The organism is Pseudomonas sp. B707 (genome assembly GCF_022496685.1).
Taxonomy (GTDB): Bacteria; Pseudomonadota; Gammaproteobacteria; order Pseudomonadales; family Pseudomonadaceae; genus Aquipseudomonas; species Aquipseudomonas paraglycinae.
Genome location: NZ_WTVE01000033.1, coordinates 298105 through 313928, shown reverse-complemented (window position 1 = coordinate 313928; position 15824 = coordinate 298105). Strand labels below are relative to the sequence as shown.

Annotated in this window: 15 protein-coding genes and 1 pseudogene; 10 read left to right on the top strand and 6 right to left on the bottom strand. The window is 59.8% G+C overall.

Translation table 11 applies throughout. From position 1 onward, the window contains the following. The first annotated feature begins 264 nt into the window (after positions 1–264). The 3 genes from gabT to GQX66_RS23655 all read left to right on the top strand — a co-directional run bounded on the left by gabT (position 265) and on the right by GQX66_RS23655 (position 2844). A complete protein-coding gene (gene gabT / locus GQX66_RS23665; protein WP_240871817.1) occupies positions 265–1557 on the top strand; it encodes a 4-aminobutyrate--2-oxoglutarate transaminase in 1293 nt (430 codons plus the stop codon). A gap of 96 nt (positions 1558–1653) precedes the next feature. Beyond that, entirely contained in the window at positions 1654–2310 is a 657-nt protein-coding gene (locus GQX66_RS23660) for a 2-haloalkanoic acid dehalogenase (protein WP_240871816.1), read from the top strand. Between the two features lie 45 nt (positions 2311–2355). After that, positions 2356–2844 (top strand): Lrp/AsnC family transcriptional regulator, encoded by a 489-nt coding sequence (locus GQX66_RS23655; protein ID WP_039768527.1) that lies wholly within the window; start codon positions 2356–2358, stop codon positions 2842–2844. Between the two features lie 61 nt (positions 2845–2905). Here the strand turns inward: GQX66_RS23655 and GQX66_RS23650 are convergent, their stop codons facing one another. After that, positions 2906–4369: an aldehyde dehydrogenase family protein gene (locus GQX66_RS23650; protein ID WP_240871813.1), complete on the bottom strand. Its 1464-nt coding sequence runs from the start codon at positions 4367–4369 to the stop codon at positions 2906–2908. Positions 4370–4596: 227 nt separating this feature from the next. Between GQX66_RS23650 and GQX66_RS23645 the strand changes: the two genes are divergently transcribed. The 3 genes and pseudogenes from GQX66_RS23645 to GQX66_RS23635 all read left to right on the top strand — a co-directional run. After that, positions 4597–5712 (top strand): aromatic ring-hydroxylating dioxygenase subunit alpha, encoded by a 1116-nt coding sequence (locus GQX66_RS23645; protein WP_240871811.1) that lies wholly within the window; start codon positions 4597–4599, stop codon positions 5710–5712. A gap of 97 nt (positions 5713–5809) precedes the next feature. Next, positions 5810–6010, top strand: a complete 201-nt coding sequence (locus GQX66_RS23640; protein WP_085745650.1) for a YbdD/YjiX family protein — start codon at positions 5810–5812, stop codon at positions 6008–6010. A 78-nt stretch (positions 6011–6088) separates the two neighbouring features. Next, positions 6089–6694: pseudogene (locus GQX66_RS23635) on the top strand (helix-turn-helix domain-containing protein); the annotation flags it as partial. 19 nt (positions 6695–6713) lie between these two features. On the opposite strand, the gene GQX66_RS23630 reads toward GQX66_RS23635, so the two are convergent. The 4 genes from GQX66_RS23630 to GQX66_RS23615 form a co-directional block, all read right to left on the bottom strand. Beyond that, positions 6714–7736: a transketolase family protein gene (locus tag GQX66_RS23630; protein WP_240871806.1), complete on the bottom strand. Its 1023-nt coding sequence runs from the start codon at positions 7734–7736 to the stop codon at positions 6714–6716. Continuing rightward, the gene (locus GQX66_RS23625) at positions 7733–8581 is read right to left on the bottom strand and encodes a transketolase (protein ID WP_240871804.1); all 849 of its coding nucleotides are present in this window, start codon (positions 8579–8581) and stop codon (positions 7733–7735) included. Before GQX66_RS23625 ends, GQX66_RS23630 begins: the two co-directional genes overlap by 4 nt. Positions 8582–8599: 18 nt before the next feature. Further along, positions 8600–9898 (bottom strand): MFS transporter, encoded by a 1299-nt coding sequence (locus GQX66_RS23620; RefSeq protein WP_236188526.1) that lies wholly within the window; start codon positions 9896–9898, stop codon positions 8600–8602. A 97-nt stretch (positions 9899–9995) separates the two neighbouring features. Then, complete coding sequence (locus GQX66_RS23615; protein WP_240871803.1) at positions 9996–10745, bottom strand: SDR family NAD(P)-dependent oxidoreductase; 750 nt, start codon at positions 10743–10745, stop codon at positions 9996–9998. A gap of 198 nt (positions 10746–10943) precedes the next feature. On the opposite strand from GQX66_RS23615, the gene GQX66_RS23610 reads away from it, so the two are divergent. Continuing rightward, a complete protein-coding gene (locus tag GQX66_RS23610) occupies positions 10944–11858 on the top strand; it encodes a LysR substrate-binding domain-containing protein (protein ID WP_127798179.1) in 915 nt (304 codons plus the stop codon). Positions 11859–11900: 42 nt separating this feature from the next. Here the strand turns inward: GQX66_RS23610 and GQX66_RS23605 are convergent, their stop codons facing one another. After that, positions 11901–12815, bottom strand: coding sequence for a LysR family transcriptional regulator (locus GQX66_RS23605; RefSeq protein WP_085745654.1), 915 nt, complete (start codon positions 12813–12815; stop codon positions 11901–11903). A 214-nt stretch (positions 12816–13029) separates the two neighbouring features. On the opposite strand from GQX66_RS23605, the gene GQX66_RS23600 reads away from it, so the two are divergent. The 3 genes from GQX66_RS23600 (at position 13030) to GQX66_RS23590 (ending at position 15703) form a co-directional block, all read left to right on the top strand. Then, positions 13030–14370: a nucleobase:cation symporter-2 family protein gene (locus GQX66_RS23600; RefSeq protein ID WP_240871800.1), complete on the top strand. Its 1341-nt coding sequence runs from the start codon at positions 13030–13032 to the stop codon at positions 14368–14370. Positions 14371–14400: 30 nt separating this feature from the next. Beyond that, on the top strand, positions 14401–14910 hold the full coding sequence (locus GQX66_RS23595; RefSeq protein WP_102716819.1) for a nucleoside deaminase: 510 nt from the start codon (positions 14401–14403) through the stop codon (positions 14908–14910). A 133-nt stretch (positions 14911–15043) separates the two neighbouring features. Continuing rightward, positions 15044–15703: a carbonic anhydrase gene (locus GQX66_RS23590; RefSeq protein ID WP_085745657.1), complete on the top strand. Its 660-nt coding sequence runs from the start codon at positions 15044–15046 to the stop codon at positions 15701–15703. Positions 15704–15824 lie beyond the last annotated feature (121 nt).

Sequence of the window (15824 nt, the reverse complement as noted above, 5' to 3'; positions counted from 1 at the left end):
AGGTGCTCCCATCATCGCCCAACGCCAGAGCAGGATCTGTCGAAAGCAACGCTGCGAACACTGCGCGTCACGTCATATCCGCACGCGGCCGGCAGATTCGGCGGCATGAAGGAATCTGCCGTTTGGCAGGGTGAAAACAGTCGATCCGGATTTCTCAGGGGCCAAGTTCGGCGTAGTTCGTTCCGCACAAGTCTTAATCTTAAGACCCTGTGTAACCACCTCCTGCATTCACTCCGGGCTGCCGGACTCACGAAGGGAAATGCCATGAACAGCCAAGTCGATCAAACGCCTCATTTACTCCGTCAGCGTGATCAGTTTGTGCCACGCGGACTGGTCACCGCTCACCCACTGGTGATTGATCGCGCCCAAGGGGCTGAATTGTGGGACGTGGACGGCCAGCGTTACTTGGACTTCGTCGGCGGCATTGGCGTGCTGAACATTGGTCATAACCATCCAAAAGTGGTTGCAGCGGTGCAGGCCCAATTGCAAAAAGTTTCGCACGCTTGCTTTCAGGTTGTGGCCTACAAGCCGTATCTGGATCTGGCCCAGCGCTTGTGCGAAATGATAGGTGGCGAGGAACATTACAAAGCGGCGTTCTTCACCTCCGGCGCCGAAGCCGTGGAGAACGCAGTGAAAATCGCCCGCGCTCACACCAACCGCTCTGCGGTGATCTCCTTCCGCGGCGGTTTTCATGGACGCACCTTGCTCGGCACCACGCTGACCGGCATGAGCCAGCCCTACAAACAGAACTTCGGGCCATTCGCGCCGGAGGTGTTTCACACCCCATATCCCAATGCCTATCGCGGCGTTACCAGCGAAATGGCCCTCAAGGCGCTGGACGAGTTGCTCGCCACTCAGGTTGCGCCGGAGCGGGTTGCGGCGATCATCATTGAACCGGTGCAGGGCGACGGTGGTTTCCTTGCGGCGCCGGCACAGTTCCTTCAGGCATTGCGCGAGTTGACCCACAAGCACGGCATCGTGCTGATCCTCGATGAAATCCAGACCGGATTCGGCCGCACCGGCAAGTGGTTCGGTTTCCAGCACGCCGGCATCCAGCCTGACCTGGTCACCGTCGCCAAGAGTCTGGCCGGAGGGCTGCCGTTATCGGGCGTGGTCGGCAAATCTGAAATCATGGATTCGCCACTGCCCGGAGGCCTCGGCGGCACCTACGGCGGCAATGCACTGTCCTGCGCAGCGGCCCTGGCAGTGATCGACGCTTATGCAGAAGAAAAACTGCTCGAACGTGGCGATGCATTGGGCAAGCGCTTGCGTGAAGGTTTGCTGCAGTTGCAGCGCCGTCACCCGCAAATCGGTGACGTACGCGGCACCGGTTTCATGCTGGCCATCGAGCTGATCAAGAACGATGAAGCGCGCTCCCCGGACGCTGATCTGAACCAGCGTGTGATCGATGAAGCGCGCAAAGGTGGCTTGCTGGTGATCAAGTGCGGCGTCTATCGCAACGTCTTGCGCTTCCTCGCGCCACTGGTGACGACCGAAGCGCAGATCGATGAAGCGTTGCAGATTCTGCAGGCAGCATTGGCACGGGTATTGAACTGATGTCCGCCGGGTTCAGCGGCGCGGTCGCTGGCCAGCGTCGCTGAACCTTTTTGGCGCACGGATTGATGAAACGCATCATCGGAGGCTGTGTACACCATGGGGCTGACTGATTATCGAGCACTGCTCATCGATTGCGACGAAGTCCTGGTTGACCGTGATTCGGGTGTCTGGACAGCGCTGCAGCCATTGCTCGACAGCCGGGGCGGGCGCCCGGACAAGGAACAGGTGCTGGGCGAATTTCGCGAGGTGGTGCAGGGGCTCTATCCGCGCTTTGCCGAACTGGGCTTCAGTGGATTGCTGTGTTTTGCCCATCGCCAGCTGGCCGAGCGCTGGAGCTTGAAAGCCAGCTGGGAGGAGGGCATGAGTTTCGCGCGCTCTGCTGCCAACTGGTCATTGTTCGAAGACGCGCCGGGAGCGATGCTGTACTTGCGCAAGTTTTATCGCCTGTTGGTGGTGGGCGACCGGGATGCCGAGGATCGCGCCGTGTTGTGCGAGCATCTGGGGATTGTGGCCGATGACTTTATTTCGCTGGCCAACGATCCGCTGCGGGACGAGGACTGGTTGAATGCCAACGAGCTGAAGCCGGAGCACATTCTGCGGGTGACCCGTCCGGCCGCGCGCGGCGAGGCGCTGACCGATGTGTGCCTGATCGGGCGCGAACGGGGCCAACAGCCGACCCCGTGTGCTGCGGATTATTGCATCAACAGCATGGCTGATCTGGTCGCACAGCATCAGCACTGTTTACGGCGCTGATTTTGCTAGTAGATTGTCCTACAAATGGCAGTCAAGAGGTTCGCAATGGAAGGTTTAGTCAAACTGGACCGCATCGACATCAGTATCCTGGTTGAGTTGCAGAGGGACGGGCGCATGACCAATGTGAGTCTGGCCGATGCCGTGGGATTGTCGGCCAGCCCCTGCCTGCAACGGGTCAAACGGCTGGAATCGGCCGGGTACATTTCCAGCTACAAGGCCCACCTGAACCTGGCGAAGATCACCGAATCGGTAACGGTCTTCACCGAAATCACCCTGAGTGACCACAAGCGCGAAGACTTCGCCAAGTTCGAGTCGAACATTCGGCTGGTGGATGAGGTGCTCGAGTGCCATTTGATCAGTGGTGGCTACGATTATCTGGTGCGCTTCATGACGCGCAGTATTCAGCACTATCAGGAAGTGATTGAAAGCCTGCTGGATAAAAACATCGGCATTTCCAAGTACTTCAGCTACATCGTTATCAAGTCCCCGGTGCTCAAGGACGGCGTGCCGTTGCGCAAGTTGTTGCGGCACTGAAGCTCCCTACATCCATCAGGTGCGAACCAATAGGGGACAGCTGACTGTCCCCCATTGTGTGCTAGCCACCAAAGCCGACAATGGCTTTGGTTTCCAGATATTCCTCAAAGCCGTAGACACCAAATTCACGACCATTGCCGGACCGTTTGTAGCCACCGAACGGGGCCATGGGATTCCAGGCCGGGTGGTTGAGCAGCACTTGTCCTGCGCGGATGCGCGAGGCAACGGCGCGTGCATGATCAAGGTCGCGGGATTGAACGTGAGCGCTCAGTCCATACACCGTGTCGTTGGCGATCGCGACAGCCTCATCGAGCGTTTCATAGGCAATGATGCACAGCACTGGTCCGAAGATTTCCTCCTGGGCAATGCGCATGCTCGAATCAACCTCGGAAAAGACGGTCGGTCGTGCATAGAAGCCCGTTTCATGACCAGGCATCCGTCCTGGTCCGCCGCAGACGAGTTTGGCCCCTTCACTCAGGCCCGATTCGATCATGGCTTGCACACGCTTGAACTGGGCCTCATTGGCTATCGGACCGAGTACCGTTTCTTCCGATTGTGGATCTCCCACGATGATCGCGTTGGCGGTTGCGGCGGCCAGCGCCTCGACTTCCGCGAGTCGGTCCCTGGGTACGATCATTCTGGTCGGGGCGCTGCAGGATTGCCCGACGTTGCGAAACGCCGTCATCACGCCCAGTGGCACGACGTTGGCGAAGTCGGCATCGGGCAGCAGCACGTTGGGTGACTTGCCGCCCAGTTCCTGGGTGACGCGTTTCACTGTAGGAGCGGCCGCCTGTGCGACCAGCGCACCTGCGCGGTTTGATCCGGTGATCGAAATCATATCGATATCCGGGTGCGCAGCCATGGCGCCGCCGACCTCGGGGCCCGTGCCATTGACCAGATTGAAGACACCCGGTGGCAGGCCGGCGTCATGCACCAGTTGGGCGAAAAGAAGGGCGCTCAACGGTGACAGTTCGCTCGGCTTCAGCACCACAGTGCATCCGGCGGCTATAGCTGGAGCCACTTTGGCGGTGATTTGATAAAGCGGCCAGTTCCAGGGGGTGATGAGACCGCAGACACCGATGGGTTCGCGTTCAATCGCGGTGCCGCCTTCAACCGTCTGGAAGCAATAGGTGGACAGCAGATCACGGGCAATCCGAACGTGTTCGGCCGCCAAGGGCACTTGCATCGCTCGGGCAAAACCGATGGCAGCACCCATTTCCAGAGAAAGCGCCTGCGCAAGCGACTCTTTTCGCTCAAGGATCAGGTCGTAAATCTTGCCAAGAAAACCCGCGCGCGCTTCGGCGGAAGTCGCAGACCAGCGAGGAAACGCCGCCCGCGCTGCAGCGACGGCCCGATCAACGTCTTCGGCCGATCCGCTGGCGACCTCTGCAACTACGCTCTCAGTCGCCGGATTGATCACGGGCAAACTGCCAGGCGTTGCCGGCGAACACCAGCCACCATTGATATAAAACTGTTGAAACGTATGCGAATCCACGGGGTAGGTATTCGAAGATTGTGTTGTCATCCAACTAGCTCCTTAAAGGACTGATGGGGGCTGCTAACAGCAGGGGAAGGGAGGGCAGAGCGGCGCCAGGGCACCGGTACATGCGGTGCCCTGTGGTTTGAATAAGCTAACAAAAGGGCTCAGTCGAAATATGCCGTTCTTGAAGTCGGCAAGGGATAATCTGCTGTATCTCAGGGGCGGACGTTGTCTCTGTTTTATCTTTCCAACCTGACAGGTCGCACGCATTCATGCTCACCAATCTCTGGTACGTCGTTCTTCCATCGTCGCAGTTGACTGACGGACTGATGCCGGTTCGTTTGCTCGGACAGCCTTTTGTTGCGTTCCGTGATGACGCTGGCGTCGCTCACGTGCTTTCGGATGTTTGCGTGCATCGCGGCGGATCGTTGTCGGGCGGCAGAAGGGTGGGCAACAGTGTGCAATGCCCCTATCACGGCTGGCGATTTGGTGCGGATGGAGTTTGCACGCATATACCTGCGCAGCCGGACCTGCGAATTCCTGCCAAGGCCCGCGTCGACGCCTATCCGACGCTGGAGCGTTACGGCTGGATCTGGGCATTTCTAGGGGACCTGCCTGAGCCTGAGCGTCCGCCGCTACCCACACTCGACTGGATCGACGATCCTGCCGTGCGGGTGGTATCAGGCCATTTTGACTGGGAGGCCAGTTGGGACCGGATTATTGAAAACGGCCTCGATTTTGCGCATGCACCGTTTGTTCATGGCTCAACTTTTGGCGATCCGGATCATCCCGAAATTGAATCGTTTGAAGTCGAAAGCGATGCGTGGAGCGGCAGCGCACAGATGCTCATGCGCAGGCCTGCGCGCAAAGGGATGTTACGGCGAAAATCATCCACCGAGTTTGTCAGTGTGGTCACTGTGCCGGGGTTTCATTTGTCTGGTCCGTGCACGACGCTGGAGCTTGAATTACCCAATGGATGGCGGATCTACATCGTCTCGGCGCATGTCCCGATTGACGCCAATCGCACGCGAACCTGGTGGATGATGGGCAGAACATTCCTGCGTTCCCGACTGCTTGATCGCAGGTTCATTGCCAGCAATATTCGTATTTTCGAACAAGATCACGCGGTGCTGAAAAACGTGCGGCCCGAGCGCGTGCCGGACTCGTTTCAGCAGGAGGTTTCATTGAAATCCGATGCACTGCAGATTGCCTTTCGCAGAGGCGTGCTGGCACTGGAGCAGCGCGGCTGGCGAATCGATGAAGAACGTCTCGCGCGCACGTTTACGGGGCGTATGGCGTGCGCAGTTCCCAGCCCCGAACGTCGTCATGTTCGCGCTTGGGCGATTGAGCCCATTCCCTTGGTGGACGTTACCCACGAACGAGAATAGAGGGGTGTCGATCTGGCACTCAGACACATGCCAGATACAAATGCCTTGCAGAATGGGACGGCACATCTGCAACGCCAGTCCAGAAGGAAACGCGCAAATGAAGTTCAAGCTGAATCTCTTCAACAATTGGGTACGCCAGATGGCACGCTTGATGGTGGGCATGCCTGATTACGATAACTATGTGGCACTCCGAACCGCCAGTCATCCAGGCGAGCCGGTAATGACCTACAAAGAATTTTTCGAGGAGCGGCAAAAAGCCCGTTACGGCGGACGGCAATGCACGACGCGTTGCTGCTGATTGGGTCCTCAGCGCGCTCGTCGTCCATCGCCATCAGATGTCCTCCTCTATGACTTCCTGGGCCGCGGCCTTGATTTGCTGCGGGTCATTGATGTCCAGCTGGACGGTGTCGATTCCCGGATTGGCCCGAGCAATCTCATCCAGCAGGGCTTGGCGACGGCCCGCGATGATGACCTGATTGCCGCGCTGGACATGGCGTTGGGCATGGTGGAAAAGGATCTGGGCACGGACATGGCCAGGTCGGTGGCGCACAAACTGGTCATGCATCAACGGCGTTCGGGTGGGCAGTCCCAGCATTCGGAACTGCTTGCGCTTGCTCCAAAGTCGGACCGTATTCAAAGCGCGCTGGAGTATGCGCGCACGCACCTGGACCGCCCGCTCAGCGTGGAGGAACTTGCCGACGTCGTGCACTTGAGTCCCAGACAATTCACCCGGGTATTTACTGCCGAGACAGGCCAGTCACCGGCCAAGGCTGTTGAAAGCCTGCGTCTGGAGGCCGCTCGCGTGATGATCGAGCGAAGTCGTCACAGCCTGGATCGCGTGGCGAAGGAAACGGGGTTTCGAGACCGTCGCCACATGCGCGAAGTATTCATGCGAGGGTTTGGCGTTCCGCCGCAGGCAGTTCGACGGGATGCCAGGCGAATCGGCCAGGAGAATCCATCTGATCGGGGCCCTCATCCGTAAGCGCCCCGATCAGCAGCAGTCAAAGCCAGGACTTGATTTGCGCGCAGACGGCCTCGGTGGAAATGCCGTAGCGATCATGCAGTGTCGGCAGTGCGCCGGCGTCGAGGAACGCGTCGGGCAACGCGATCTGCCTGAACGTCGGCGTCACGCCGTTGCGCAGCAGTACCCCGGCAACCGCTTCACCCAGCCCGCCAATAATCGAGCTGTTTTCTGCGGTAACCACCAGCCGGCCAGACTTGCGGGCCTCGGCGAGAATGGTCTGTTCATCCAGCGGTTTGATCGTCGGCACATGTAGCACGGCGACATCGACGCCATCAGTCTGCAGCGCCTTGGCGGCCTCCAATGCGCGCATGGTCATCAATCCGGTCGAGATGATCAGGACATCGTTGCCGGTGCGCAGGGTCTTGGCCTTGCCGATCTCGAATTGATACCCGTACTCATCCAGCACCAGCGGCACGTTGCCGCGCAGCAGCCGCATGTAGACCGGCCCCTGATGCGCGGCGATGGCGGGCACGGCCTGTTCGATTTCCAGTGCGTCACAAGGGTCGACGATCATCAGGTTGGGCATCGCCCGGAAGATCGCCAGGTCATCGGTGGCCTGGTGGCTGGGGCCGTAGCCGGTGGTGAGGCCGGGTAATCCGCAAACGATTTTGACGTTGAGGTTTTCCTCGGCAATGGCCATGCAGATGAAGTCATAGGCGCGGCGCGAGGCGAACACCGCATACGTGGTGGCGAACGGTACGAACCCTTCGCGGGCCATGCCTGCGGCCGCACTCATGAGCAACTGTTCGGCCATGCCCATCTGATAGAAACGATCAGGGTGGGCCTTGGCGAAAATATGCAGGTCGGTGTATTTGGACAGGTCAGCGGAGAGGCCGACGATGTCCGGACGCTGATCCGCCAGTGCAGTCAATGCATGGCCAAAAGGTGCTGAGCGGGTGGCTTGGCCTTCAGAGGCAATCGAGGCAATCATCGCCGAGGTGGTCAGGCGCTTCTTGATCGGTTCGCCAGTCGAGGTCGGCGTGTTGGCGGCGTTGCTCATTGGTTTTTTCCTTCTTCAAGCGTGGTCAGTGCCAGATCCCATTCGTGTTCGTCGACGCGAATGAAATGGGTCTTTTCGCGGTTTTCGAGGAAGGGCACACCTTTGCCCATGGTGGTGTCGCAGATGATCACCCGTGGCTGAGCGCCGGGGTGGTGGCGGGCGGCATCGAAGGCTTCGACCAGTGCGTCCAGATCATTGCCGTCGACGCGCTGGGTGAACCAGCCAAACGCTTGCCAGCGATCCACGATGGGTTCGAACGACAGGATCTCGCTGGAATGGCCGTCCGCTTGCTGATTGTTGACGTCGACGATGGCGATCAGGTTGTCGAGCTTCCAGTGCGAGGCCGACATCACGGCTTCCCAGGTCGAACCTTCGTTCAGCTCGCCGTCCGACAGCAGGTTGTAGACGAACGATGTCGAGCCCTTGCACTTGAGACCCAGGCAGGCCCCGACGGCGATGCCCAGCCCCTGACCCAGCGAACCACCGGTGATTTCCATGCCTGGCGTGTAGGCGGCCATGCCCGACATCGGCAATCGGCTGTCATCCGAGCCGTAGGTTTCAAGCTCATCGAGCGGAATGATCTCGGCTTCGATCAGCGCCGCGTACAGCGCAATCGCGTAGTGACCGATCGACAGATAGAAACGATCACGCGGCTCCCACGCCGGGTCTTCGGGGCGATAGCTCAGCGCATGGAAGTAGGCGACCGCGAGCAGGTCGGCGGCACCGAGGGCCTGGCCGACGTAGCCCTGGCCTTGCACCTGGCCCATGCGCAAGGCATGGCGGCGAATGTTGTGGGCGCGCTCGGCCAGCGTCTGGGGTGTTGTGAATGAAAGGTTGGCAGTCATGGTGAATTCTCCTGTAAATCAACGATTGACCAGAGCGGCGGGAATGCGCAGGACCAGCGAGGCGCCGACCAGCAATACGCCGGTGATCAGATACATGCCGATAGCGCTGGAGCCAGTGAGTGTGGTTATCCAGCCAATCAAGTAGGGCGAGCAGAAGCCGGCAAGGTTGGCGAAGCTGTTGACGGCGGCGATGCCTGCCGCAGCGGAGACACCGCCGAGCAGCGTGGTCGGGAGCATCCAGAACAGCGAGGTCGCTGACAGGATGCCGGAAGCCGCCAGGCACAGACTGAGAATGGACAGCATCACATTGCCTCCCATCAGCGCCGCGAGGGTCAGGCCGATGGCCCCGGCGATCATCGGCACGATCAGGTGCCAGCGGCGTTCGCGATGTTTGTCGCCACTGCGTCCGACCAGCAACATGGCGGCGATGGCACAGAGGTACGGCAGGCTGGTCAGCAAGCCGATCTTCATCGGATCGGAGACCCCGGCATTACGCACAAGGGTCGGCAGCCAGAAGGTGATTGCGTACTGCCCCATCACCACACAGAAATAGATCCCCGCGAGCAGCCAGAGGCGACGGTCACGAATGAATTCGCCCACGGACGCATGCGTCACTTTCTGCTGGTCGTCCTCCGCCAGCTCACGAGCGATCAGGGCTTTTTCGTCGTCGTTGAGCCAACTGGCCTGATGCACGCCATCCTTGAGGTAGCTGAGCACCAACAGTCCGACAACCACCGTAGGCACAGCCTCCAGCACAAACATCCATTGCCAGCCGGCCCAGCCGTGCATACCGGCGAAGTGGTTCATGATCCACCCGGAGAGCGGACCGCCGACCATGCCCGACAACGGGATGGCGATGAACCACAACACCGTCATGCGCGCACGCCGGTAGGACGGAAACCAGTAGGTGAGGTACAGCAGCAGACCCGGCGCCAGGCCGGCTTCGGCAATGCCCAGCAGAAAGCGCAGGGCGTAGAACTGCCAGGCGGTTTCGACGAAGGCGAAGAGGGCGGAGACGATGCCCCAGGTGATCATGATGCGCGCAATCCAGACTCGCGCGCCGACCTTGTGCAGGATGATGTTGCTGGGCACTTCGCAGAGAAAGTAGCCGATGAAGAACATGCCGGCGCCCAGTCCGTAGACTGTTTCGCTGAGCGCCAGATCGTTCATCATTTGCAGTTTGGCAAAGCCGACGTTGACGCGATCGAGGTAGGCGCACAGGTAGCACAGCATCAGGAACGGCATCAGGCGCCATGCGGTTTTACGGTAGGCGTTGGAACGCACCGCCGAAACGGCTTCGAGCGACAGGGTAGTCATGATGGTCTGATCTCTTGTTTTTATTGACAGCCGGGCAAGTCTGCCCGGCCGTATCATCGATCCAGAACCGCACGGGCCGCGAGGCCCGCCACGTGTGTCAGTGAATCAGCATGCCGCCGTTCACATCCAGGGTGATGCCAGTCAGATAGGAGGACAAGTCGCTGGCCAGGAACAGCGCTGCATTGGCCACATCCTGCGCCTCGCCCAGACGCCCCAGCGGAATGCCGTCGATGATCGCGTGGCGGCGTTCGTCCTGCATCAGGCCGCCCGTAATGTCGGTGTGAATCAGGCCGGGGGCGATGGAGTTGACGCGCACGTTGTCCGGCCCCAGCTCACGCGCCATGGCCCTGGCCAGGCCCAGCACACCGGCCTTGGCGGCGCTGTAATGAGGCCCGCCAAAAATGCCGCCGCCGCGCTGCGCGGAAACCGAAGACATGCACACGATGCTGCCGCTGGCTTGCTGGCGCATGAGCGGAATCACCGCCTGGGACATCAGCAACGTACCGCGCAGGCTGACGTCCAGCACCTTGTCGTAATCACAGGGGCGGATATCGAGGGTCTTGAGGGGTTGGGTGATGCCGGCATTGTTGACCAGTATGTCGATCCGGCCGAAGTGTTCGATGATGGTGGCGACAGCCTGCTGCACCTGAGACTCGTCGGCGACGTTGGCAGCCAGGCCGAGATGACCCTCGCCCAAAGAGGCAGCGGCATCGCGGGCAGCGGATGCGTCCAGATCCAGAATCACCACCCGGGCGCCATGTTGAGCGAAGGTCGTAGCTGTCGCGCGGCCGATACCACGTGCGGAGGCAGCACCTGTGATGATCGCGACTTTGCCTTGAAGAAGCATGGGAGAAATCCTCTGATTGTTGTTATTGAGTCGGTCCGTGCAGAACCGATGACTCAGCTTGTCTCCCGTAACGACCCTGAGCAATAACGCAAACTTCACTGGATGCTGAAAAAAATTCAGCACTCGCCAACATGCGATTGCGGTGTTTGAATAGCCGAACGCCCGGCCTCAGCCACTTGCAGCGGAATAACCATCATCATGAGTTCATCTGGCGAAGCACCGCCGATCCTGCCACCGCTGAAAGCCATTCAGGCCTTTGAGCAAACTGCGCGCTTTGGCAACGTCGCGCGTGCGGCCGAAGTGCTGGACCTGACGCCCTCGGCAGTCAGTCACCAACTGGCCAAACTCGAGGCGATGATCGGGCGACAGCTATTCCTCAGAACGGCGAGGGGAGTGACGTTGACGCCCGTGGGCGAGCAATACCTGTCCGAGATATCCGGCATCCTGCACAGCCTGGCGGTGGCAACAGAGCGTGCGACCAGTGATGTCAGCCTCGACTGCCTGCGATTGCATTCGTCACCCAGCTTCGGCCTGTTGTGGCTGATGCCGCGCCTGGAACAGTTTCGCGAGAGCCATCCCGACATTCAGCTCAATCTCTCATGCTCCTATGAATCGCTGCACTTCAGTCGGGACAAGATCGACGTGGACATCCGCCACGGCATGCCGAACTGGCCAAGTTTCGAAGTGCGCACGTTGCGCAACGAAAAAATCGCAGTCCTCGCATCACCCAAGCTTCTGGAAAAACGCCCCATCCGCGCCGTCGCCGACTTGCTGGACTGCAACCTGATCCTGTCGGAAGCGACGCTGATCAAGTGGCCGCAACTGTTTGCTCAACACGGGCTGTCGCGCCCTGAAAGCCCCTATACCTTGAGCTTTGACCGCTCCTACATGACCCTCGAGGCCGCCAGCCACGGTCTTGGTTTTGCACTGGAAAGCACGCTGCTGGCGCAGGACTACCTGGCGCGCGGCGAGTTGGTCGAAGTCATTCCCGGGCTGAGTGCCCCGATTACCGCGCATCACCTGGTTTTCCCGAGGGCGCATGCGGGGTTTCCCCGGGTGAGGCGTTTTCTGGAATGGATGCAGCGTGAGTTGGGGCATGACTTCAGTTACTGATGCTGGCGCGATCGGCGAGGTATTGGGTGTCATGTGCAAACCTCAAAGCGTGGTGGTCTGCCCGTTGCGATCCAGTTCATACACCTTGTTGCCCTGCAATTTCTCCTTCAACCACCGCTCCGCCTTACCCAGCGGCCGCTGCCGCGCCCAAAGCAAATCCACACCAATCTGCCAGTCCGTATGCGGGTACGCCGAGAGCAGCAATTCCACCAGCTCACCCTTGGCCAGTTCACGCTGAATGAGCTGGCGGGGCAGGGTGGCCCAGCCGAGTCCGGCGCGGACCATTTCCAATAACGCCAGATAGCTTTCCGCCTGCCACAACTGGGTCGAACGCAGGTATTCGCTGCTCGGCAGTTTGCTCGCGTGGGCGCTGAAGGCCAGGCGGCGATGGACGTGCAGGTCCTCGAACGTGACGTTTTCAAGTTGCGCCAATGGGTGCCGGGGATGGCAGACGTGCAGCATGATCAGTTTGCCCAGTTGCTGGAACGCCAGCTCCTTGGGGTAGCCGGGCTGTGAGAACGCCACACCGAGCACCGCTTCGCCGCTGCTGACCAGTTCACTGACGTCGCCATGGACCGGATGACGAATGATCAGGTCGACAAAGGGGAACGCTGCTTCGAAAGCTTTGAGCACCGGCATGATCGGGCCGTACGGAGTTTCAATGGCCAGTGTCAGGCTGGGCTCTACGTTGTCAGAGAGGCAGTCGGCGTGGGCTTCGAAGGTCATGCAGCGTTCGAGCACGGCTTCGGCCTGCACCAGTAATTTGTGGCCGCTGGCGGTGAGGGCAGGGCTGCGGTTGCTGCGATCGAACAGGTCGACGCCAAGGTCGGTTTCCAGGTTGGCAATCGCTGCGCTGATGGTCGATTGGGTCTTGCCCAGTTTGCGCCCGGCGGCGGAAAACGATCCGCTTTTGACCACTTGGACGAACATCTGCAGTTGATCGAGTGAGAAGCGCAAGCGTTGAACTCCCGGTTCGAAATGAAGGTTTGGAGTGGCTAGCAGATGCCAGATTCGTGCCATCGGAAAAAGCGATGGTTGCTAATTTGTTTCATCGCAATAAACGTTCAAATATGGCCCCGCGTCAAAACGATCTCCGGGGCGGATCCTCCTTTCAAACGCCCCGAGCATGCCCGCTATCTCAACAGATGCCGCACTTTCAGGAGCGTGTGAAATGACCACACAACGCATTCATCCGGTGGACGAGGTTTTGCCACTGCGCCAGTTGTTCACGTTTGGCTTGCAGCATGTTCTGGTGATGTACGCGGGAGCGGTGGCGGTGCCGCTGATTCTTGGCAGTGCGATGGGGCTGACCTCGGCACAGGTGGTGTTGCTGATCAACGCGAACCTGTTGACCTCTGGTGTGGCGACGCTGATTCAAACCCTCGGTTTCTGGAAGTTCGGCGCCCGCCTGCCGCTGATTCAGGGCTGTTCGTTCATTGCCCTGGCGCCGATGATCATGATCGGCAAGGAGTTTGGCCTCAGTCAGATTTTCGGCGCGGTGATCGCGGCGGGTTTTCTCACCATTGCGCTGGCACCGGTGTTCAGCCGCTTGCTGCGGTTTTTTCCGCCGGTGGTGATTGGCAGCCTGATCACCATTATCGGCATCTCGCTGATGCCGGCGGCGGCGATCTGGCTGGGCGGCGGCAATCCCGATGCGGCAGATTTTGGCAATCCCGCCAACCTGTTACTCGGTTTGGCCACGGTCAGTGTGACGCTGGTGATCTACGCCAAATTCAAAGGCTTCATCGGCAACCTCAGCGTGCTGATTGGCCTGTTTGTCGGCAGCCTGATCGCAGTGGCTTGCGGCATGACTCACTTCAATCGGGTCAGCGAAGCGGCGTGGTTTGAGCTGAGTGCGCCGATGGCGTTCGGCGCGCCGGAGTTCGCGCCGGTGCCGATTCTGATCATGACCCTGGCGATGCTGGTGATTATGGCCGAGACCACCGGCAACTGCCTGGCGATCGGCAAATTGACCGGAAAACCGACCACGCAACACACCCTCGGCAACGCATTTCGCGCCGACGGCTTGTCGACCATGCTCGGTGGTTTGTTCAACAGCTTTCCTTACAACGCCTTCACCCAGAACACCGGTTTGATTGCGCTTTCCAACGTGAAAAGCCGCTTCGTCGTGGCCGCTGCCGGGGCAATCATGGTGCTGATGGGCCTGTTCCCGAAACTCGGCGCGTTGATCGCCGCGGTGCCGACGCCGGTGCTCGGTGGCTGCGCGATTGTGATGTTCGGCATGACCACGGTGGCGGGAATTCAGGAACTGTCACGGGTGCAATTCGAGGGTACGCGCAACGGCATTATCGTCGCCGTGTCGGTGAGTGTCGGGGTGCTGCCGATGTCCTTTCCGGCGCTGTTCGAACACGTCGGCCCGACCCTGAAACTGGTGCTCGACAGTGGAATTTTCCTCGGAGCGATCACCGCCATCGTCCTCAACGTTCTGCTCAACGATGAAAAAAAATCGACCGAAACCATCGGCGCTACATCGGCTGAACTGGCCGACTGACTTTTGTTTTCCACTGCCCTGGAGTTACCCATGAATCAATTGACTGAACTCATCCCGGCTGGCATCAGCGCGCTTGATCTGAAACTACTGCGCCAGACCATCGCCTTGTCCGAGGCATCGAAGCAACGCGGTCGCCATCCGTTCGCGGCATTGGTGGCCGACCGCAACGGCAAGGTGATTGTCGAAGCGGGGAACAACTCGATGCCCCCGGAAGGTGATCCGACGCAGCACGCTGAGTTGGTGGCAGCGGCGGCAGCGGCAAAACTGCTGTCGCCGCAGGAGTTGGAACTGTGCACGCTCTACACCAGCGCCGAACCTTGCTGCATGTGCGCCGGCGCCGTGTATTGGACGGGGATCGGGCGGGTGGTCTATGCCTTGTCGGAGCATGCCTTGCTGGGTTTGACGGGGGACCACCCTGAGAACCCGACGTTCTCGCTGCCGTGCCGCGAAGTGTTCGCCAAGGGGCAACGCAAGGTCAGCGTGCTGGGGCCGATGTTGGAGGGGGAGGCCGCTGAACCGCACAGAGGGTTTTGGTCCTGACAGGTTTGAAACGAAGCTTGAGCGGTGTGAGGTCGCGCACTCGCCTGCAACGTCTGCGATAATGACGCCCCACTGAGGCGCGAAGGCATCGAGTGCTCGTCTCGGCATCCGGAATCAGGCTTTGGAGGACTTTATGCGTGACATTATTGATGGCTTTCTGCGGTTTCAGCGCGAGGTGTATCCACAACGCGTCGAGCTTTTCAGGCAGCTCGCGACAGAGCAAAACCCAAAGGCGTTGTTTGTCACATGCTCGGACAGTCGTGTAGTGCCAGAACTGCTCACACAGCGTGAGCCGGGTGAGCTGTTCGTGATCCGCAACGCCGGCAACATTGTGCCGTCATATGGTCCTGAACCGGGTGGTGTTTCGGCTACCGTCGAATATGCGGTTGCAGTGCTCGGGGTACGGGACATTGTGATCTGCGGCCACTCGGATTGCGGAGCGATGGGCGCGATTTCACGCTGCACGTGTCTGGATCATCTTCCGGCAGTTGCCAACTGGCTTCGGCACTCGGACGCCGCGAAAGCGATCAACGCGGCGCATGAGTTCGATACGCCACGCGACAAGCTCGATGGCCTCGTTCGTGAAAACGTGATCGCACAACTGGCGAACCTGCGCACCCATCCATCGGTGGCGCTTGCGCTTGAGCAAGGACGCTTGAATTTGCATGGCTGGGTCTATGACATCGAGGCGGGCTGCATCGATGCGCTGGATGGTGCAACTCGGCGCTTCGTCAAGCTTTCCGATTCACCGACCACCGTTGCCGTTGCTGCGCGCGATGCTGGTCAGTTGTAACTCGCGGAAGGACTGCACGTCGCTGATGACGAGAATTCTCTAAGCATGCGTTGAGTCAAGGGCTGGGCACCTTATGCCAAGCCACCGCAGCGTTAACTTGGCTACGTCGTACAAATGCCAG